General features: G+C 40.7%; 18 protein-coding genes and 1 other annotated feature. Of the genes, 13 read left to right on the top strand and 5 right to left on the bottom strand.

Annotation, left to right across the window (positions count from 1 at the left end; all coding sequences use genetic code 11):
• Positions 1-59: 59 nt before the first annotated feature.
• A complete protein-coding gene (gene gshA, locus ACPEH5_RS05595) occupies positions 60-1619 on the top strand; it encodes a glutamate--cysteine ligase (RefSeq protein WP_042848687.1) in 1560 nt (519 codons plus the stop codon).
• A gap of 154 nt (positions 1620-1773) precedes the next feature.
• A complete protein-coding gene (gene luxS, locus ACPEH5_RS05590; protein ID WP_042848686.1) occupies positions 1774-2289 on the top strand; it encodes an S-ribosylhomocysteine lyase in 516 nt (171 codons plus the stop codon).
• Positions 2290-2377: 88 nt separating this feature from the next.
• Here the strand turns inward: luxS and ACPEH5_RS05585 are convergent, their stop codons facing one another.
• Together ACPEH5_RS05585 and ACPEH5_RS05580 are read right to left on the bottom strand one after the other, a co-directional pair.
• Positions 2378-3664, bottom strand: coding sequence for a CNNM domain-containing protein (locus ACPEH5_RS05585; RefSeq protein WP_042848685.1), 1287 nt, complete (start codon positions 3662-3664; stop codon positions 2378-2380).
• A 39-nt stretch (positions 3665-3703) separates the two neighbouring features.
• Positions 3704-4495, bottom strand: a complete 792-nt coding sequence (locus ACPEH5_RS05580) for a cytochrome C assembly family protein (RefSeq protein WP_042848684.1) — start codon at positions 4493-4495, stop codon at positions 3704-3706.
• Positions 4496-4883: 388 nt separating this feature from the next.
• On the opposite strand from ACPEH5_RS05580, the gene ffh reads away from it, so the two are divergent.
• The 8 genes from ffh to ACPEH5_RS05540 all read left to right on the top strand — a co-directional run bounded on the left by ffh (position 4884) and on the right by ACPEH5_RS05540 (position 13127).
• Entirely contained in the window at positions 4884-6245 is a 1362-nt protein-coding gene (gene ffh, locus ACPEH5_RS05575) for a signal recognition particle protein (RefSeq protein WP_042848683.1), read from the top strand.
• Between the two features lie 136 nt (positions 6246-6381).
• A complete protein-coding gene (gene rpsP / locus ACPEH5_RS05570; protein WP_042848682.1) occupies positions 6382-6630 on the top strand; it encodes a 30S ribosomal protein S16 in 249 nt (82 codons plus the stop codon).
• 18 nt (positions 6631-6648) lie between these two features.
• Complete coding sequence (gene rimM / locus ACPEH5_RS05565; protein ID WP_042848681.1) at positions 6649-7194, top strand: ribosome maturation factor RimM; 546 nt, start codon at positions 6649-6651, stop codon at positions 7192-7194.
• Between the two features lie 38 nt (positions 7195-7232).
• Entirely contained in the window at positions 7233-7997 is a 765-nt protein-coding gene (gene trmD, locus ACPEH5_RS05560; protein ID WP_042848680.1) for a tRNA (guanosine(37)-N1)-methyltransferase TrmD, read from the top strand.
• Positions 7998-8038: 41 nt separating this feature from the next.
• The gene (rplS, locus tag ACPEH5_RS05555; protein ID WP_042848679.1) at positions 8039-8392 is read left to right on the top strand and encodes a 50S ribosomal protein L19; all 354 of its coding nucleotides are present in this window, start codon (positions 8039-8041) and stop codon (positions 8390-8392) included.
• A 641-nt stretch (positions 8393-9033) separates the two neighbouring features.
• Positions 9034-10128: a 3-deoxy-7-phosphoheptulonate synthase gene (locus tag ACPEH5_RS05550; protein WP_042848677.1), complete on the top strand. Its 1095-nt coding sequence runs from the start codon at positions 9034-9036 to the stop codon at positions 10126-10128.
• 13 nt (positions 10129-10141) lie between these two features.
• Positions 10142-11263, top strand: a complete 1122-nt coding sequence (gene tyrA, locus ACPEH5_RS05545; RefSeq protein WP_042848676.1) for a bifunctional chorismate mutase/prephenate dehydrogenase — start codon at positions 10142-10144, stop codon at positions 11261-11263.
• Positions 11264-11579: 316 nt separating this feature from the next.
• A complete protein-coding gene (locus ACPEH5_RS05540; RefSeq protein ID WP_129466806.1) occupies positions 11580-13127 on the top strand; it encodes a methyl-accepting chemotaxis protein in 1548 nt (515 codons plus the stop codon).
• 76 nt (positions 13128-13203) lie between these two features.
• Here ACPEH5_RS05540 and pheA read toward each other — a convergent pair whose 3' ends face one another.
• From pheA to bamD, 3 genes are all read right to left on the bottom strand, one after another.
• Positions 13204-14376, bottom strand: coding sequence for a bifunctional chorismate mutase/prephenate dehydratase (gene pheA, locus ACPEH5_RS05535; protein WP_042848674.1), 1173 nt, complete (start codon positions 14374-14376; stop codon positions 13204-13206).
• Positions 14377-14401: 25 nt separating this feature from the next.
• Positions 14402-14523, bottom strand: a sequence feature (Phe leader region).
• 140 nt (positions 14524-14663) lie between these two features.
• Positions 14664-14993, bottom strand: coding sequence for a ribosome-associated translation inhibitor RaiA (raiA, locus tag ACPEH5_RS05530; protein ID WP_042848673.1), 330 nt, complete (start codon positions 14991-14993; stop codon positions 14664-14666).
• 315 nt (positions 14994-15308) lie between these two features.
• On the bottom strand, positions 15309-16040 hold the full coding sequence (gene bamD, locus ACPEH5_RS05525; RefSeq protein WP_042848672.1) for an outer membrane protein assembly factor BamD: 732 nt from the start codon (positions 16038-16040) through the stop codon (positions 15309-15311).
• Between the two features lie 138 nt (positions 16041-16178).
• Here bamD and rluD point away from each other — a divergent pair, with 138 nt between their 5' ends.
• From rluD to clpB, 3 genes are all read left to right on the top strand, one after another.
• Entirely contained in the window at positions 16179-17156 is a 978-nt protein-coding gene (gene rluD / locus ACPEH5_RS05520; RefSeq protein ID WP_042848671.1) for a 23S rRNA pseudouridine(1911/1915/1917) synthase RluD, read from the top strand.
• On the top strand, positions 17156-17890 hold the full coding sequence (yfiH, locus tag ACPEH5_RS05515; protein WP_042848670.1) for a purine nucleoside phosphorylase YfiH: 735 nt from the start codon (positions 17156-17158) through the stop codon (positions 17888-17890). Before rluD ends, yfiH begins: the two co-directional genes overlap by 1 nt.
• A 123-nt stretch (positions 17891-18013) precedes the next feature.
• Complete coding sequence (gene clpB, locus ACPEH5_RS05510; protein WP_042848669.1) at positions 18014-20587, top strand: ATP-dependent chaperone ClpB; 2574 nt, start codon at positions 18014-18016, stop codon at positions 20585-20587.
• The last annotated feature ends 433 nt before the right edge of the window (positions 20588-21020 follow it).

The following is a 21020-nucleotide window of genomic DNA, read 5'->3' as shown; positions in this document are numbered from 1 at the left end:
ATTTAAGCTAAAGTAATTGCCTCAATAAAATAAATTAACATCACAGGCGGGAGGTCGATTTGATCCCGGACGTATCAAAAGCGCTCTCATGGTTAGAGGCGCACCCAGAAGCACTAAATGGAATTCAACGTGGTATTGAGCGCGAAACATTGCGTGTGTCCCCAACAGGTGCGATAGCAGAAACATTGCATCCAGAAGGGCTGGGAAAAGCTTTAACACATAAATGGATCACGACAGATTTTGCGGAGTCCTTACTCGAATTTATTACTCCTGTAGATAAAAGCATCAGCCATAATTTGGCCTTTCTTCGGGACTTACATCGTTATACTGCGCGCCAACTTAAAAATGAAAGAATGTGGCCGCTCAGTATGCCGTGCTTTATTGAAAGTGAAGATAGAATCACTCTTGCTCAATATGGTTCTTCTAATGTCGGGCGTTTTAAAACCCTGTATCGAGAGGGCTTAAAAAATCGTTATGGTGCGCTAATGCAAACGATAGCAGGGGTGCATTATAACTTTTCTTTGCCAATTGAATTTTGGCAGGCTTGGGCTGGTGTAAAAGATGAAGAAAGCGGTAAGGAAAAAATTTCAGAGGGCTATTTACGTCTGATCAGAAATTATTACCGCTTCGGTTGGGTTATTCCGTATCTATTCGGCGCATCTCCAGCCATTTGTGGCTCTTTCTTAAAGGATAGAGACACAGCGTTATCATTTGATAAAACAGATTGTGGCACCTATTACTTACCTTATGCGACATCACTGCGCATGAGTGACCTAGGCTATACAAATAAGTCGCAAAGTGATCTAAATATTACGTTCAATAAACTGGATGAATATATAGAAAACTTGAAAAAAGCCATTCATAAACCTTCGGCTGAGTTTGAAAAGCTAGGAGTAAAAAAAGATGGCGAATATGTTCAGTTAAATACGAATGTATTACAGATAGAGAATGAGCTGTATGCCCCTATACGGCCGAAACGTGTACCTAAAGGTAATGAATCACCTTCAGATGCTCTAATGCGTGGTGGTATTGAGTATATTGAAGTTCGTTCACTGGATATCAACCCGTTCAGTGCAATTGGGGTAAATGAAACACAAGCTCGGTTTGTTGATCTATTCTTAATATGGTGTGTGCTTGCAGATGCACCTGAAATGAATGCTCAAGAGCTTGATTGCTGTCGCCAAAATTGGAACAGGGTGATCCTTGAAGGGCGTAAACCTGGACAAGTGATTGGTTTTGGTTGTGGTAGTGAAGTCAAACCATTAGTTGAGGTTGGTCAGCAATTATTTAATGATTTAATTCGGGTTGCTGAAGTGCTTGATACTTGCTGTGATGAAAGGTATCAAGAAGCTTGCCACCAGTTTGTTGCCATGTTTGAAGATCCAACACTGACATACTCAGCGCTCGTTATGGATGAGATGTTGGAAAAAGGCATTGGTGGTTATGGGCTAGAATTAGCTGAGAAGTATTTTGAACAGTTAGTTAATGAACCTTATGAAGTGATTACTGAAGAGCAATTTGAACAAGCACGGTTAGCTTCAATTGAGAAGCAAGCAAAGATGGAGCAAAGTGAAACTGAAAGCTTTGAAGACTATCTGCGCATCCATGCAGGACGCTAAAAGAAATGGCCACACTAGGTGGCCAAATAAAAATCTCTTAGAGAATTAGGGATGATAACAAATTGCGCGTCTTTCAATATTTCAGACTCTGCATTTTCAAAATAGTTTCATTTATTTTTAGAAATAATTTTTATATTTTTGAGGAGGTCACAAAATGCCATTATTAGATAGCTTTACTGTCGATCATACTCGCATGTCAGCGCCTGCTGTACGTGTGGCAAAAACCATGAAAACACCGAATGATGATACTATCACAGTGTTTGATTTACGTTTTACCGTGCCAAATGAAGAAGCCATGACAGAGAAAGGAACGCATACTTTAGAGCACTTATTTGCAGGCTTTATGCGTGATCATCTCAACAGTGATGGTGTAGAAATTATTGATATCTCTCCAATGGGCTGCCGTACAGGTTTTTATATGAGCTTAATCGGCCAACCAGAGGAGCAGCGTGTTGCTAATGCGTGGAAAGCGGCAATGGAAGATGTTTTGAAGGTTGAAGATCAAAACAAAATTCCTGAATTGAATGTATATCAGTGTGGTACATATAAAATGCATTCATTAGAAGAAGCGCAACAAATTGCACGTAATGTTCTCGCTTCCGAGATTGGTATCAATAAAAATGATGAATTAGCGTTACCAGCAGACAAACTAGAGCAACTGCACGTCTAGTTATCTATTTTTTAGTTGATCTATATATAAAACAAAAGAGCCAATATCTGGCTCTTTTTAGGTTGTGAGCTAAGAGTGGCAGTTTAAATTAAAGGTCTGGGATTTGGGAGCTAAATGCCAGAGGGGTTATCCTGACTTGCTTAACAATATTTTCGCTCATGACTAATACCTCGATAAGGTAATGGCCTACCACGATTTGCTCTTCAGGTTGAGGGATATCACCTATCACCTCTAATACCATGCCATTAACCGTCCTAGGGCCATCAATAGGGAGATTCCAATCGAATGCCTTATTTAGCTCACGGATATTGGCAGAACCGTCTACAAGTACGCTACCGTCGCTTTGTGGCAAAACCTCTTCAGCTAGTGATGGAGACATAGATGTTGTAAAGTCCCCTACAATTTCTTCTAAGATATCTTCGACAGTAATAAGACCTTGAATTTCACCATATTCGTCAACAATGATGCCTAGCTTTTCTTTGTTATGCTGAAAATTAACAAGTTGAATATTAAGTGGCGTACTATTCGGGATGAAATAGATATTATCAGCTGCTTTAATCAGATTTTGCTTGTTGAATTCGCGTTTTTCCATCATCAAACGATAGGCTTCTCGAACACGCAAAATACCAATGGAATCATCAAGGGAATCACGATAAAGCACTATACGTCCATGAGGTGAATGCGTTAGCTGTCGAATAATTGATTTCCAGTCATCATTTACGTCAATGCCCACAATTTCATTTCTTGGCAACATAATATCGCCAACGGTGACTTTGTCTAAATCCAATATTGAAATCAGCATGTCTTGGTTGCGACGGCTAATTTTATGCTTTGATTCGTTAACAATGGTCCGCAATTCTTCCTTGTTGACGGCATCCGTACGGGCAGTTAGCGACCGTATACCTATACAACGTAACAACAAGGCTGAAATGGTATTAAATGCCAACACAATCGGCATCATAATGACTTGTAGCGGCTTTAAAAGGTAGCTGCTAGGAAACGCAATTTTTTCTGGATACAGCGCAGCGAGTGTTTTAGGCATAACCTCGGCAAATATAAGGATCACAAATGTTAGAATCCCCGTCGCCATTGCTACACCGGCATTGCCGTATAAACGCATGCCGATAATCGTCGCTAATGCAGAGGCGACAATATTGATCAAATTATTGCCAATAAGCACTAAACTTAAGAGTTTATCGGGGTGCTTGAGTAATTTTTCGACGCGGATCGCAGAGCTATTGCCATGTTTTGCTAAATGTTTTAAACGATAGCGGTTTAATGTCATCATCGCTGTTTCGGAAGCAGAGAAATAGGCCGACATAAAAATTAAAACAATCAATATGATGATTAGCGTACTGGTAGACACATCATCCAAAACAAGGTTCCTTATATGAGGCTAATGGTGGTTTAGTTGTCAAAATATTATAAATTCCTGTATAAGGCGGTTACCAAAAAAAGCCATTGTTAAGATAATGGAGCCCCCAACGTGGAAAAACAACACGCGTTTACCCCGCCATCCACCATGGAAATGCCCCCAAAGCAAAGTAATATAAACAAACCAAGCAATAACAGATAATACTGATTTATGGATATTTTCTTTACCAAAAATATTATCCATATAAATAAAGCCTGTGCATAAGGTTAATGTAAGCAAAATCACACCAACCTGAGTGATATGAAACATCTTGCGTTCTACAACCATCATGGGTGGCATATCTGGGCTAAATTTTAAGGTTTTATTTTTTAATTGGTGGTCAATCAACGCCACTTGGAGAGCATATAACGCTGCAATGAGCAACGTTGCATAGCTCAATAAAGCTAAGCCGATATGAACGAATAGAGGGACGCTCGCTTCTAGATGAGTAATAAACTCACCGGGCATGATGGTGGATAACATTAAATTAATGATAGCAAAACTATATACAATCGGAGTTAAGTACCAGGCTTTTCCCCAATAAGCCACAACGGTCATAATCACACACATAAGCAAGCTAACCGCAGAACCTAGATTCAACAGTGTGAGATTTTGCCCCTCGGCCTCACTGAAAATAAGTAATTTCAGTGTTATTGCATGAGTCACTAACGCAATAACAGCAAGCAAAATCGCTAGGCGACGATAGAATGGCTGCTTACGCACTTGACCGGGGACGATCAGTAGCAGACTGACCATGTATGTACAAACTGCTATGACTGCAAATACGGGCATAGTATAGTGTCGTTGTTCTTGGTTAGTGGAAAGTTATTACATAGTATAACTTGTACGGGTGTAGGCTCCAACCATTGGACGGGCTAATCACAGCATATTCGTTGTTGATAGCACTTCATGCGCCAACTGATTTGATTTATCACCATAAATTAGAACCATAATAACCTGTATCATCAGTTTCAAACAGGGGGCAGCGAAAAAACAATGGGCATGTTACAATAGCATAATTATTTTGCCCGAATTATTTTAGCGTTGGTTTTTCTTTCATAATTATGAAAGGATTGATACTTATAATTCAAGTCGTTATAACCAATACACTTGAAATTAGCTGTATTAGCAACCAGATCAGGCTGAGCATCGGCCCATCAACAGAATTGAGCTAAGACATATGTTTGATAATTTAACTGACAGACTATCGCGCACGTTGCGCAATATCAGTGGGCGGGGACGCCTTACTGATGACAATATTAAAGACACATTACGCGAAGTTCGCATGGCCTTACTGGAAGCAGACGTTGCTTTGCCAGTTGTCCGTGAATTTATTCAAAAAGTCAAAGAAAGTGCTGTTGGTCAAGATGTTAATAAAAGCCTAACACCTGGCCAAGAATTTATTAAAATTGTTCAAAATGAACTGACTAGGTCGATGGGGGATGAAAACCATCAGCTTAATTTATCTGCGCAACCGCCTGCGGTAGTCTTAATGGCCGGCTTGCAAGGTGCGGGTAAAACGACCAGTGTTGCCAAGCTTGGTAAGCATTTAAAAGAAAAACAAAAGAAAAAGGTACTGGTGGTCTCAGCTGACGTTTATCGCCCTGCGGCGATCAAACAGCTAGAAACATTAGCTCAATCTGTTGGGGTTGATTTTTTCCCTTCCGATGCACAGGAAAAACCCGCAGCCATCGTACAAAAAGCATTAAAACATGCACAGTTACAATTCTATGATGTGTTGTTAGTGGATACCGCCGGTCGTTTACACGTTGATGAAGCGATGATGGAGGAAATCCAAGAAGTTCACCGCATTATCAAACCCGTTGAAACCTTATTTGTCGTTGATGCAATGACAGGTCAAGATGCGGCAAATACTGCAAAAGCGTTTAATGAAGCATTACCACTGACAGGGGTTGTATTAACCAAAGTTGATGGGGATGCTCGAGGCGGTGCGGCACTGTCAATCCGTGCTATCACAGGCAAGCCAATTAAATTCTTAGGGGTTGGTGAAAAAACTGATGCCTTAGAGCCTTTTCACCCTGAGCGTGTCGCTTCCCGTATCCTTGGTATGGGGGATGTGATTTCTCTGATTGAAGAGATCGAACATAAAGTTGACCGTGATGAAGCTGAAAAATTAGCGAAAAAGCTAAAAACGGGTGATAGCTTTGATTTAAATGACTTCCTGAGCCAATTAAAGCAAATGCGTAATATGGGCGGCATGGCGAGTATGATGAGTAAAATGCCGGGGATGTCCCAATTACCTGATGCCGTCAAATCGCAAATGGATGATAAAATCACTGTTCGAATGGAAGCGATGATTAATTCTATGACGCGTAAAGAGCGTGAGAAACCGGAAATTATTAAAGGTTCACGTAAACGTCGTATCGCAGCAGGTTCTGGTACAACAGTACAAGAGGTGAACCGCCTCTTAAAACAATTTGATGATATGCAGCGCATGATGAAGAAAATGAAAAAAGGCGGCTTAGCCAAGATGATGCGCGGTATGAAGGGTATGATGCCTCCGGGTTTTCCGGGGCGTTAAACAATAAAGCCTCAAACAAAACGTACTTTTGATTGATTTTTGCGTCAAAGTGAGTAAACTTTTCGGGCTTTTTATATGACAGCCGGACTCTATCCCTCGATGGAGTCTGGTTGTTTTGTTAACTAATGAGGATGTTATGGTAACAATTCGTTTATCTCGTGGCGGCGCTAAAAAACGTCCGTTCTACCAAATCGTTGTAACCGATAGCCGCAATGCGCGTGACGGTCGTTTCATTGAGCGTATCGGTTTCTTCAACCCGATCGCAGCAGGTCAAGCAGAAGAACTGCGTTTAGATCTGGACCGTGTTGAGCATTGGGTTGGCTTAGGCGCAACTATTTCTGACCGTGTTGCACAACTGGTCAAACAAGCTAAGAAAGTAGCTTAATCTGTCACGGTGGTAACAATGAGCAAGCAAACTAAGTTACTGCCACCTGAAAACCCAATTGTATTGGGCAAATTAGGTGCAGCATACGGTATTCGCGGTTGGCTCAAAGTTTTTTCGTCCACCGAACATGCTGAAAGTATTTTTGATTATCAGCCTTGGTTTATCCAACGTTCAGGTCAATGGCAACACATTGAAATTGAAGATTGGAAACATCATAACAAGGATATCATTGTTAAGCTGGGTGGGGTCGATGACCGCGACGCAGCAGCACTCTTGACTAATTTTGAAATTGCGGTGAATTCAACCCAACTTCCTGAGTTAGAAAACGAATACTACTGGAAAGACCTTATGGGTTGCCAAGTTGTTACGTTACAAGGGTATGGCCTTGGTATTGTTACTGACATGATGGAAACTGGTTCAAATGATGTACTAGTTATTAAGGCGAATTTAAAAGATGCATTTGGCATCAAGGAGCGGTTAGTTCCGTTTCTTGATGGGCAGGTTATCAAGAAAGTCGATCTCGATGCCAAACTTATTGAAGTGGATTGGGATCCTGGTTTTTAAATCTCCGGTTGAACGGTTTTGATAAGTGGGACTAAATTATGTGGATTGGTGTAATTAGCCTGTTTCCCGAAATGTTCCGCGCAATAACCGAGTACGGGGTAACTGGTCGGGCAGTGAAAAATGGCCTGCTGACTGTTGAGTGCTGGAATCCTAGGGATTTTACCCATGATAGGCATAAAACAGTCGATGATCGCCCCTATGGAGGTGGTCCAGGTATGCTGATGATGGTTCAACCTTTAAAGGATGCAATCAACACAGCAAGAACTGAGGCCGGTGTTGGTGCAAAGGTTATTTATCTTTCACCTCAAGGGCGCAAATTAAGTCAAGACGGCGTTTGCGAACTAGCAACCAATGAGAAGCTAATTCTTGTTTGTGGTCGCTATGAAGGTATTGATGAGCGTATTATTCAAACCGAAGTTGACGAAGAATGGTCAATTGGTGATTACGTTCTCAGTGGTGGGGAACTCCCTGCTATGGTGTTGATAGACTCAGTCTCGCGGTTTATTCCGGGGGTACTTGGTCATCAAGCTTCTGCACAAGAAGATTCTTTTGCTGATGGCTTGTTAGATTGTCCACATTATACCCGCCCTGAAGTGTTAGATGGCATGCAAGTTCCTGAGGTACTGCTTTCAGGGAATCATGCCAAAATAGATAGTTGGCGCATGAAACAATCACTTGGTCGTACCTGGCTTAGAAGACCTGAGCTTCTGGAAAGCCTAGCTCTGACTGACGAGCAGAGGATGTTGCTGACTGAATTCCAAAATGAATATCAGTCCGAGCAACAAATGAATCCAGACAATTAATTGTCTAAACATATCAGTTTACCTAGGGTAAGAGAGTTATTATGAGCAATATTATTAAACAACTTGAAGACGAGCAAATGAAGCAGGACGTACCTTCGTTCCGTCAGGGTGACACCGTGGAAGTTAAGGTATGGGTCGTTGAAGGCTCTAAAAAACGTCTGCAGGCATTCGAGGGCGTGGTTATCGCTATTCGTAACCGCGGTCTGCACTCTGCATTCACTGTTCGTAAAATTTCTAACGGCGAAGGTGTTGAGCGTGTATTCCAAACTCACTCTCCAGTCGTAGATAGCATTGCTGTTAAACGTCGTGGTGCTGTTCGCAGATCTAAACTGTACTACCTGCGTGAGCGTTCTGGTAAGGCAGCTCGTATCAAAGAGCGTCTGAACGCCAAGTAATACGCTTTCGCTACATCCGAAAGTTATGTTATGAGAGAGGCCCGCAGATGCGGGCCTTTTTATATTTGTCACTATATTCGTCATATTTCAAGTTGTAGCTGTGTTGGCAGCACTCATTCGCACTAGTCACATACTTGTGTATGCTCCTAGCGCCTCATTCCTTTGCCGCCTTGCTACACCTCGAACTATTTAGAATATAGCTGAGAGAGTTTATCTTAAGTCCTAGCTGTGTTGGCAGCGCTCAGCCACACAGGTCACATACCTATATTCGTCATATTTCAAGTTGTAGCTGTGTTGGCAGCACTCATTCGCACTAGTCACATACTTGTGTATGCTCCTAGTGCCTCATTCCTTTGCCGCCTTGCTACACTTCGAACTATTTAGAATATAGCTGAGAGATTAATCTCTTAATCTGTAAATAAATATTTACTAAAAATTGGTATTGAACTCTGATTTAAATACTATAAATGTTAATTTTATGTAAATTAATATAATTATCAATAAATTGAATGTGTGTAAATTATTGTTTACATATATGGAAATATTTTACACAAATGGATTGAATTGTTTACGATGCATGGTATGTTATTAACACGCACTTAATCACAATAAACAAATATAAGCTAATAAGTAGGTAAAAAATGATCATGCAAAAAGATGTACTCAACAATGTGAATATTCAAGATGAGCAGGTATTAATTACTCCTGAGAGTCTGAAACAGAAATATCCGCTGAGTCACAGCAGCCTGCATGCCATTGCGACATCGCGCCAAGTGATTGCCGACATCATTCACCAACGTGACCCTCGCTTACTCGTGGTATGTGGTCCTTGCTCAATCCATGATGTGGATGCCGCTATTGAATATGGTGAGCGCCTGAAAAAATTAGCCGAAGAATTAAGTGATAGCTTATATATTGTGATGCGCGTGTACTTTGAAAAACCTCGTACTACAGTAGGTTGGAAAGGTTTAATTAGTGACCCATTCATGGACGGTTCTTTTGAAATGGAAAAGGGGTTACATATTGCTCGTGATTTATTAACCAGCTTAGTCAATATGGGGCTGCCATTAGCAACTGAAGCATTAGACCCTAATAATCCACAATACTTAGGGGATTTATTTAGCTGGTCTGCAATTGGTGCTAGAACAACAGAATCTCAGACTCACCGTGAAATGGCATCTGGTTTATCTATGCCTGTTGGCTTCAAAAACGGAACTGATGGTAGTTTATCTACGGCAATCAATGCATTAAAAGCTGCTGCTATGCCTCACCGTTTTATGGGGATTAACCAATCTGGTCAAGTGTGTTTATTACACACAAAAGGTAATAGTAATGGCCATGTTATATTACGTGGCGGTAAAAAGCCTAACTATGAAGCTGAAGATATTGCAGCTTGTGAAGTTGAAATGAAAAAAGCGGGCTTAGCACCATCGTTAATGGTGGATTGTAGCCATGGCAACTCGAATAAAGACTACCGCCGTCAGCCACAGGTTGTTGATTCAATTATTGAACAAATTGTTAATGGTAATGAGTCAATTACAGGTATTATGTTAGAAAGCCATATTAATGAAGGTAATCAAACGTCTGAACAAGCACGTGATATGATGAAATACGGCGTCTCTGTGACAGATGCTTGCATTAATTGGCAAACAACAGAAACTGTATTGCGCAATTTGCATCAAGCACTGCTACCAGTGCTAGAACAACGCGCACAAAAACTGAGTAAAGTGAGCTGATCAGGGTATTGGTATGTCTGCTGAATTATCCCATTTACGGGAAAAAATTGATGAGGTTGATAAATCGTTATTAGATTTATTGGCAAAAAGGCTGCAATTGGTTGCTGAGGTCGGTGAGGTAAAAAGCTTACATGGGTTACCAATATACGTGCCTGAACGTGAATCAAGCATGTTAGCTGCTCGTCGTGCTGAAGCTGAGCGAATGGGGGTCCCTCCTGATCTTATCGAGGATATTCTTCGGCGGGTCATGCGTGAGTCCTATGCTCGTGAAAATGATAAAGGGTTCAAAACATTGAACCCATCAGCAGGGCCGATAGTCATTGTCGGTGGCGATGGAAAAATGGGGCGGTTATTTCATCGTCTCCTCACTTTATCGGGCTATCAAGTTAAGTCATTAACTGAAAATGATTGGTCTAAGGCCGAGTCGATTGTCGCGGGCGCTAGTATAGTAATGGTGAGTGTACCTATTCATTTGACGGTTCAAGTGATCAACAAATTACCCAAACTAGACAAAGACACAATCTTAGTGGATATCGCTTCTATTAAGCAGCAACCACTAGACGCTATGTTAGCGGCTCATGATGGGCCAGTATTGGGGCTTCACCCAATGTTTGGTCCTGATATTGGTAGTGTTGCAAAGCAGGTCTTTGCCTATTGTCATGGCCGTGGTGCTGGATCTTATCAATGGTTCCTTGAGCAGCTATTAGTTTGGGGAGCTAGACTGAAAGAAATTTCGGCAAAAGAACACGATAAAAACATGAGCTTTATCCAAGCGTTACGTCATTTTACGACCTTTACGTATGGGCAAAATTTAGCGAAAGAAAATATCGACTTGCAGCAATTGCTTGAATTATCGTCACCTATTTATCGCTTAGAATTAGCGATGGTTGGGCGGTTATTCGCGCAAGACCCGCAGCTATACGCAGATATCATTATGTCTTCTGAAGAAAATGTTGAGTTGATCCGTCGTTACCATCAGTTGTTAGGAAACTCAATTGACTTACTTGAAAGCAAAGATAAAGCGGAATTTATTCGCCAATTTAATCATGTTAGTGAATGGTTTGGTGAAGATGCCCACCATTTTATGAAAGAAAGTCAGTCGTTATTGCAAAGAGCGAACGATAACCGTAAATAATCATTCCTCGCCTTCTATCGTATTTCTTGCGGTAGGAGGCTTTATTTCTTCTGCGAATGCATTGTTATGCCTTACAAATACTAATTTTAGACAATCTAATTCTGATTATTTATTTAAAATAAGTAATTGTACTTACTTCTGTAGTTTCTCTCGAATAATATCCTTAGCTGCTCAAAAAGCAAGTTATCCACTATTTAATTCTAAATTAATCAATTTTTAAAATTGATATTTATAAATCGATCGATTTAAATGATAAAGGTTTGGCTGGCTTTACCGATAACACTAATCATTAAATGATGGCTAGTGTGGTAAACATATGTCTTTTAAGAATCTCAAAATCAGTATGAAGTTAACGATAGCATTTGGCGGGTTTGTTGCGCTTATTATCTTGAGCTCAATATTTTCTTTGGCAAACATGAACCGTGCAAACGAAGGAATGAAGCAGGTGCTTTATGAAAGCTATCCAATTGCATCGACCGCAGGGCAAATGATGGATAACTTTTATTCTTTTATTGGGATACAAGAGCTTATTTTGCTTGATGATAGAGGTAGCGATAAACGTCGTGAAGAACTCTCTAAAATTACACTTAAGATAACGGAGTTACTGGAAAAACTGGAAAGTAGTGTAACGGATGATCGTTCTAAAGAAATATTGGCCGATCTACGGGGAATTCGTCAGCAATTCCATGCATCACAAGCCCGTATGAATACATTCTTGCAGCAAAATAATCGCCAAGCTGCAATTGATGAAATGATGACAAAAACCTCTAGTATTCAACGCGAATACCGTGAGCAAATTCAGACGCTAATGGCTATTCAAGACCTACAAATGCAAGAGATCGGTCGTAATGTGAATGCTGACTATGAAAGTAATAAGATACTGCTTGCGGTATTGTCGCTCTTCAGTATTGGGATTGGCTGTGTAGTTGGTTGGTTTATTACTACCATTATTACTCGCCCTCTAGAAAATGCAGTCCATTTTGCTCAAGCCATAGCAAGCGGCGATTTAACTAAAGATATGCAAGTAACCTCAAAAGATGAAACTGGTGTGCTGCTGCAAGCACTTAACGACATGAAGGGGCGTTTGTTAGAAATTGTCCAAGAAGTTCAACAAGGTTCGGAGAGTATTTCGGCTGCGGCAGGGCAAATTGTTGCAGGAAACCAAAATTTAGCGTCTCGTACAGAAGAGCAAGCTGCATCTGTTGAAGAAACCGCGAGCTCAATGGAACAAATTACTTCAACAGTCCAAAATACAACAGAGCATACTCACGAAGCAAGTATGTTGGCTGATCAAGCCGCAATCATAGTACAAAACAATGGTGATATGATGAGTCAAGTAACTAATAAAATGCGGGCTATCAATACATCATCGTTACAAATGACAGAAATTATTAATCTGATTGATTCAATTGCATTTCAGACAAATATTTTGGCATTAAACGCCTCAGTTGAAGCCGCTAGAGCAGGGGAGCACGGCCGTGGTTTTGCTGTCGTCGCTGGCGAAGTCAGGCTGCTAGCTCAAAAAAGTGCGGCATCAGCTAGTGACATTCGCGAGCTTATTGAAAATTCTTCATCCCAAACTCAAGACGGTATGGATTTAGTTGAAAAAGCCACTGATCAAATTTATGGAATGATTGACAGTGTAAAAGAGATGAACACATTACTACGAGAAATTGGCCAAGCGAGCCGAGAACAAAGTGATGGGATTGCACAGATTAATAGTGCTGTCGGGCAACTTGATTTAACAACGCAGCAAAACGCTAGCTTGGTAGAGGAATCTGTTGTGGCAGCAGACTCATTAAATGAGCAGGCATTCCACTTAAAAGAACTAGTGAATTACTTTAAAATAAAAGCTATTAATTAGTACAATAGAATCGTTGCAAATCTGATGATAAGGCTGCACAACTACCTGTGCAGCCAACGTATTTTGATATAGACAATTAAGGTGTGATCTTTTCTGGCTCAACGGGGACAACATTCTCTGATGGGTAACAACCCAATACTTTTATTGAGCGTGTAATTGCTGATAGCTCTTTTAAAGCTTGTTGCATATTTTCTGAACGCAAATTAGCGTGCACATCAACGTAAAACATCTCTTCCCAAGGTTTACCGTTAATTGGGCGAGATTCTAATTTACTCATTATTATCTGATTGTTTTTTAGAATAACCAGTGCATCAACTAAAGCACCTGCTTGTTGACCTGTAGTCATTAATAACGTGGTTTTAGCAGGAACTTGTTCTGTTACTTCAATCGGTTGTGGAGCGACTACAATAAAACGGGTCATATTTATCTGTTGATTGGCAAGGCTATGCTCTATTACACTTAAATTATATAAAGCCCCCCCAGCTTCACTGCCTAGCGCCGCGACGTTAGGTAAATTTTGTTCTGCTACCATTTGCATCGCAGTGGATGTGCTGTCGCAATATTTAATCTTCCAGTGGGGGTATTGTGCTAAATATTGACTACATTGTTGGAATGGTTGCGGATGACTATACACCGTATCAATTAAGCTTAAATCAGTATTGCCCGTTGTTAAAAGGCAATGGTTAATTGGTAGTCGAATTTCGCCAACAATTGATAATGTTGTATTCTGCAGTAAATCGTAAACATCATTAATTGCACCGGAACTGGTGTTTTCTATCGGTAAAATACCGTATTCAGCTTGCCCACTTTCAACCAATGAAAATATATCTTGGAATTTATGACAACTACATTCAACTAGTTGATCAAAATGGCGTGCAGAGTATTGACGAGCGGCGATGTGTGAGTAAGAACCTTTAGGGCCTAAAAAAGCAAACCTAGCCGTATCACTTGGCGTTAGATTTAAATGTTTTTGTAAAATGGCTTGTTGTGTGAGAACCGAGTCCTCGATAATCATCTGAAATAGACGAGTAATATAAAACCCGTCTAGTCCAAGGGGTTTGCCTTTATTAATCAAAACATCAAGGAGTTGGCGTTCGCGATCTTTATCTCGAATGGGGCGGTTATCATCAATCTTTGTTTCTGCCACTTCAACGGCATAACCACGACGTTTTGCCAAAAGGCCAAGTAATTCACTATCCAATTGGCTGATTTTCTCTCTTACTTTCAGTAGATTATTACTGTTATCCATTCTGCCCACCCTGTAAATATCATGATATAAAAAAGCCCCCTAGCTGGGGGCTTTCTAATCTTGTCTTCTTTTTTTCTCGAACGACAAAAGCCCCTTATTTAAGAGTCACTAAAAAAGAAGAAAAAAAAGACAAAATTAAGATTCATCTGCAACACCTATTATTAGACCTGTATTAAATAGACCCGATACTTAATAAGATGTCAATAAAAAAGGTTAAGAACACAAAAAAACGCGCCTATAGTAGGCGCGTTTACAAGGTTCAAGATAAGTTGATAGATAATATAAAATTATAACGTAACGAGGTTCGCTTCTTTTACACTATTGTTGGCTCTTCTTGATTCTCCTTTATGTTGCACTTTATTAAGTTGTCTTTCGAGTTTGTTAATTAGTTCATTAATTGCAACGTACATATCTTCATGTTTGGCGCTTGCGACCAGTTTACCTGTCGCTGTTTTTATGTTTGCATCAACCATGAAACCTTGTGGCTCTTTTGATAACACTACGTGAGTGTTAATGAGTGAGACTTGCCACTTATCAAGTTTTGTTAGACGGTTCTCAATGTGCTCGCGAATTGCTGGGGTAATATCCATTTGTTTGCTAGTAATGTTCACTATCATATAGTTACCTCTCATTGTTTCCGTCTTTGATGAGTCCAGAATACCTATTATCTCTAATAAAAAATTGATATAGATCACATCTAATTCAGGGGAGGGAGTCGGTACATTTGAAGTGTGATTTCACGTATAAAAGGGGTGAAAAAGCATTGCCAAAATGAGTAGATTAAGACAAACTGGTCAAGTTGGCTATCGATACGGCAAATAGTCGGAACTTTTTTTGGGTTAAAATTAAGCCAATGAAAGTATTGTTAGTCTCAAAATAGCAAACAAAGAAAAACAGCAGCCAAGGCTGCTGTTTAAGATTACTCGGTTATATTATTGTGGGTTTGCTGCAATAATATTCGCAACCTTAGTCGCTTCTTGATTTAACCCCATTTCTTTATAAGCAATTTCCATGTATGCCAAGGCATTACGTGTTGCTTCTGTGTCTGGGTAATCTTTTAGCATCTGTTGGACACGGTTAACAACCGCGACATAAGCCCCGCGTTTGTTGTAGTATTCAACCACGGAAAGGTCGAATTTCGCTAAGCGGTCTTTTAAGTAGACTAAACGCTTACTCGCATCATTTGAGTATAAACTGTTAGGATAGTAGCGAACTAATTGGCTAAAGTCCTTAAATGCAACGCGTGCATGTTGTGGATCTCTATCTGAGCGGTCGATACCAAAGAGCCCTTGCAGTAAACTATCATCTAATGCCATAGCAGTAAGACCACGCATGTAAAGGACGTAGTCAATATTTGGGTGAGTTGGGTTCAAACGCATGAAACGGTCAATCGCAGCTATCGCCATTGGCAGCTCTGCTGATTTATAATATGCGTAAATGAGGTCTAATTGGACCTGCTGAGCATATGGACCAAATGGATAACGGTTATCGAGTGCTTCAAATTGTTTGATAGCAGCTTTAAAGTTGCCGTCCTGTAATTTTTGCTGACCCGTACTATAAATTTCAGCTGGGGAGCTATCAGGACTGACTTCATTGTTACTGGAGCAGCCGACTAAGACCAGACTTAACGTGGCAGCGGCCACCAGATTTTTCATACGTATCATCACGTGTAGGTTATCCTCTGAGTGTTTCGAGGGAGACTATCCATAAGGCTCCCGGCAAAATTCGAGTTACAATAGCATATATTTTAAATGAAACGGCTGTGCCGTCAAAATACAAACACCAAAAAAGTAGATTAATTTATGGCTCAACAAGTACAACTTAGTGCAACTATCGCTGAATCACAGCTTGGTCAACGTTTAGATCAGGCTTTAGCCGAATTGTTCCCTGATTATTCTCGTTCACGCATAAAAGAATGGATTTTAGCTGATAGAGTGCAGGTTAATGGCAAAGTTATCAATAAGCCAAAAGAAAAAGTTTTTGGTAGCGAACAAATTTTAATCGATGCCCTTATCGAAGAAGATAATCGCTGGGAGCCTCAAGATATCCCACTTAATGTTATTTATGAAGATGAAGATATCCTAATTATTAATAAACCACGTAATTTAGTTGTTCATCCTGGCGCTGGCAACCCAGATGGGACGATCCTTAACGCATTATTGTATCGTTACCCTGAAATTGCCGATGTACCAAGAGCGGGTATCGTCCACCGTTTAGATAAAGACACGACTGGCTTGATGGTTGTTGCAAAAACGGTTCCTGCGCAAACTCATTTAGTTGAAGCGTTACAACGCAGAGAAATTACGCGTGAATATGAAGCCGTAGCGGTAGGCCGCATGACTGCTGGTGGCATGGTGGAAGAGCCAATCTCACGCCATCCAACCAAAAGAACCCACATGGCTGTTCATCCAATGGGGAAACCTGCGGTGACACATTACCGTGTGATGGAGCATTTTAGAGCTCATACTCGTTTACGTTTACGTTTGGAAACAGGTCGAACTCACCAAATCCGTGTCCATATGGCTCATATTAATCATCCTTTAATTGGAGATCCTTTATATGGCGGTCGTCCGCGTCCATTAAAAGGCGCAACAGAAGAGTTCTTCGAAGTCATGCGTAGCTTTGATAGGCAAGCGCTGCATGCGACTATGTTGCGCCTGTATCACCCAATTTCAGGTATTCAAATGGAGTGGCATGCACCGTTACCGGATGATATGGTTAAGCTTATTGATGCCTTAAAGGCAGATACTGAACTTCACAAAGACGATATGGACTGGTAATGAGCATATTGATTTTCCCTGACTGGCCACAGCCTAAAAGTGTATCAAGCTGTAGTACGACCCGTGCTGGTGGTGTGAGCCTACCACCTTTTGATAGCTTAAATTTAGGTGATCACGTTGAGGATCGCTTTGAGGCCGTCAGTGAAAATCGCCAACGTTTAGTTAAACTTGCTCAATTACCGCAACAACCGGTGTGGCTTGAGCAAGTACACGGTACCCGCGTGCTTCATCTTGATGGCAGTAAAATCAAGAATAAACAAGCTGATGCGGTATATACCAATCAAAAAGGTCAGGTTTGTGCAATCATGACCGCAGACTGTTTACCCGTGCTTTTTTGTAATATGGCAGGTAGTGAAGTCGCAGCGGCACACGCGGGTTGGCGAGGTTTATGCAATGGTGTACTTGAGAATACGGTGAGCCAATTTGTCAGCCCAACAAATGAAATTATGGCATGGTTAGGGCCTGCGATCGGAGCTGAGAAATTTGAAGTTGGCGGCGAAGTGAAAGACGCATTTGTTAATCAATCGTCTGATTTGGCCTCAGCTTTTACTCCCCATAATGGAAAATATTTAGCCGATATCTATTTATTAGCACGTAAAAAACTGAGTACGATGGGAATTAATGCCATTTATGGTGGTGATTTTTGTACAGTAACGGATGAAAACAGATTTTTTTCCTATAGACGTGAAGGAAAAACGGGCAGAATGGCCTCTCTAATATGGGTATCCAACTAATTTTAGAGTTATAATCTAAATTAACAAATATAATAAAAATAATCCCATGCAAAACTTGAATAGTTAAAAATAGACCTCATTTAGTAACCAGTAGCAAATTTAATCTCATTTATCGGAGGTGTTATGCGTCTGGACCGTTTAACTAATAAATTCCAGCAAGCTCTCGCTGACGCCCAATCATTAGCCCTTGGGCGCGAAAACCAATTTATCGAACCAATTCATCTATTAAGTGCCTTGTTTAATCAAGACGGTGGCACTGTTCGTCCTTTACTGACAACGCTAGGCGTTAATGCTGTGCAGTTTAAGCAAAAGATTGAAGATGCATTGGAACGTTTGCCTCAGGTGCAAGGTGTTGCGGGGGATGTTCAACCATCAAGTGACTTAATGCGTCATTTGAATTTATGTGACCAATTGGCACAGAAGCATGGGGATGAATTTATCTCCTCAGAATTATTTCTTATCGCCGCTTTAGAAGCCAATACAACATTAGCAGACATGCTCAAAGCAGCAGGTGTTAATAAAGATAACTTAATAAAGGCAATAGAACAGATGCGTGGTGGAGAAAAAGTGAATGACCAAAGCGCTGAAGACCAGCGCCAAGCTTTGAAAAAATATACTGTCGATTTAACCGAGCGAGCAGAACAAGGTAAATTAGACCCTGTGATTGGTCGTGATGAAGAAATTCGTCGTACGATCCAAGTGTTGCAGCGCCGTACTAAAAATAACCCAGTGCTTATTGGTGAACCCGGTGTTGGTAAAACTGCGATTGTTGAAGGTTTAGCTCAGCGTATTGTTAATGGTGAAATTCCTGAAGGGTTAAAAAACAAACGTGTACTTTCACTCGATATGGGCGCACTAATTGCTGGCGCTAAATACCGTGGTGAATTTGAAGAACGTTTAAAAGGCGTTTTGAATGACCTTGCAAAGCAAGAAGGTAATGTCATTCTATTTATTGATGAATTACACACCATGGTTGGTGCTGGTAAAGCTGACGGTGCAATGGATGCCGGCAACATGTTAAAACCTGCGCTAGCTCGCGGTGAATTACACTGTGTTGGTGCGACAACGTTAGATGAATATCGCCAATATATTGAAAAAGACCCTGCGTTGGAACGCCGTTTCCAAAAAGTCTATGTCGCAGAACCGTCAGTTGAAGACACTATTGCGATTTTACGTGGTTTGAAAGAGCGCTATGAGCTACATCACCATGTACAAATTACTGACCCAGCAATTGTCGCAGCGGCAACATTATCCCATCGGTATATTACCGATCGTATGCTGCCAGACAAAGCTATTGATTTAATTGACGAGGCTGGTGCAAGTTTGCGTATGCAGATGGATTCAAAACCTGAATCCTTAGATAGACTAGAACGTCGGATTATTCAGCTTAAACTCGAGCAGCAAGCTCTGAAAAAAGAATCTGATGACGCAAGTAAAAAACGTCTTGAAATGTTAGAGGAAGAACTAACAGAGAAAGAACGTGAGTATTCTGCGTTAGAAGAAGAATGGAAAGCAGAAAAAGCATCTCTTACTGGTACACAGCATATAAAAGCTGAACTAGAGAATACACGTATAGAGATGGAAAAAGCACGCCGAATGGGCGATTTAGCTAAAATGTCTGAATTGCAATATGGCCGCATTCCAGAGCTTGAAAAACAACTTGAAGCCGCAACGAAAGCGGAAAATAAAAGCATGAAGCTTTTACGTAACAAAGTCACTGACGTTGAAATTGCTGAAATTTTAGCGCGTTGGACTGGGATACCTGTATCAAGAATGCTTGAAAGTGAACGGGAAAAACTGTTACGTATGGAGCAGCAATTACATCAACGTGTTATTGGTCAAGATGAAGCGGTTGTTGCTGTATCTAATGCGATTCGTCGTAGTCGCGCAGGTTTATCTGATCCAAATAGACCTATAGGTTCATTTATGTTCTTAGGGCCTACAGGGGTCGGTAAAACTGAGCTGTGTAAGGCGCTGGCGAACTTTATGTTTGATAGCGATGACGCAATGGTGCGTATCGATATGTCTGAATTTATGGAAAAACATGCGGTATCGCGTTTAGTGGGTGCGCCTCCAGGTTATGTCGGTTACGAGGAAGGTGGCTATTTAACTGAAGCCGTTAGACGTCGTCCATATTCTGTTATTTTATTGGATGAAGTTGAAAAAGCGCATCCAGATGTCTTCAATATTTTATTGCAAGTACTGGATGATGGGCGTTTAACTGATGGTCAAGGTAGAACGGTAGACTTCCGTAATACGGTAATTATCATGACATCTAACTTGGGTTCTGACTTAATCCAAGAAAGGTTTGGCATGATCGGTTATTCAGAAATGAAAGATATGGTAATGGAAGTGGTATCCCATAGTTTCAGACCTGAGTTTATTAACCGTATTGACGAAGTGGTTGTATTCCATCCATTAGGTAAAGAGCAAATTACGAATATTGCTAATATTCAGTTAGCTCGTTTATATAAACGTCTTGAAGAACACGGCTATGAAGTGACAGCGACTCCAGCTGCACTTGAGAAAATTGGTGAGGCAGGTTTTGACCCAATCTTCGGTGCAAGGCCATTGAAACGTGCTATTCAACAAGAAATTGAAAACCCTCTGGCACAAGAAATTTTGTCAGGTAGGTTATTACCGGGTAAACCTGTCATTTTAGATGTAGAAAATGACGAGATAGTTGCTAAGCAGTAATTGATATTATTATAGAATCAAAAGGTGGCTAATATTAGCCACCTTTTTTATATCAAATTACGTATAAAACCGCGTTTTTTGCTTGAGAATTGGGCGTAAAGTATAAAATATAATCACTTGAGGTTTTTTTTTCAAAAAACACTTGCCAGATTTTTCTGACTCCCTATAATGCGCCACCACTGACCGGGAACAAGACAACGCAAAGCGCGATGAACACTGAAACGGCAGCGAGAGATTCTGAAAAGAAAAAACAAAAAATTGCTTGACTCTCACAGAGGAAAGCGTATTATACGGCTCCTCGCGACAACGACCTCGAAGTCGAAAATCAAACAGATTTAGTCGCAACGCTCTTTAACAATTTATCAGACAATCTGTGTGGGCACTCACAGGACACTATCAAAAAATATTTGATTTTAAGTCTTGAAGAGTGACT

Origin of the sequence: Providencia sp. NPDC089933 (assembly GCF_049545585.1) — a bacterium.
GTDB lineage: Bacteria > Pseudomonadota > Gammaproteobacteria > Enterobacterales > Enterobacteriaceae > Providencia > Providencia huashanensis.
This window is presented reverse-complemented; position numbering and strand designations above follow the sequence as displayed.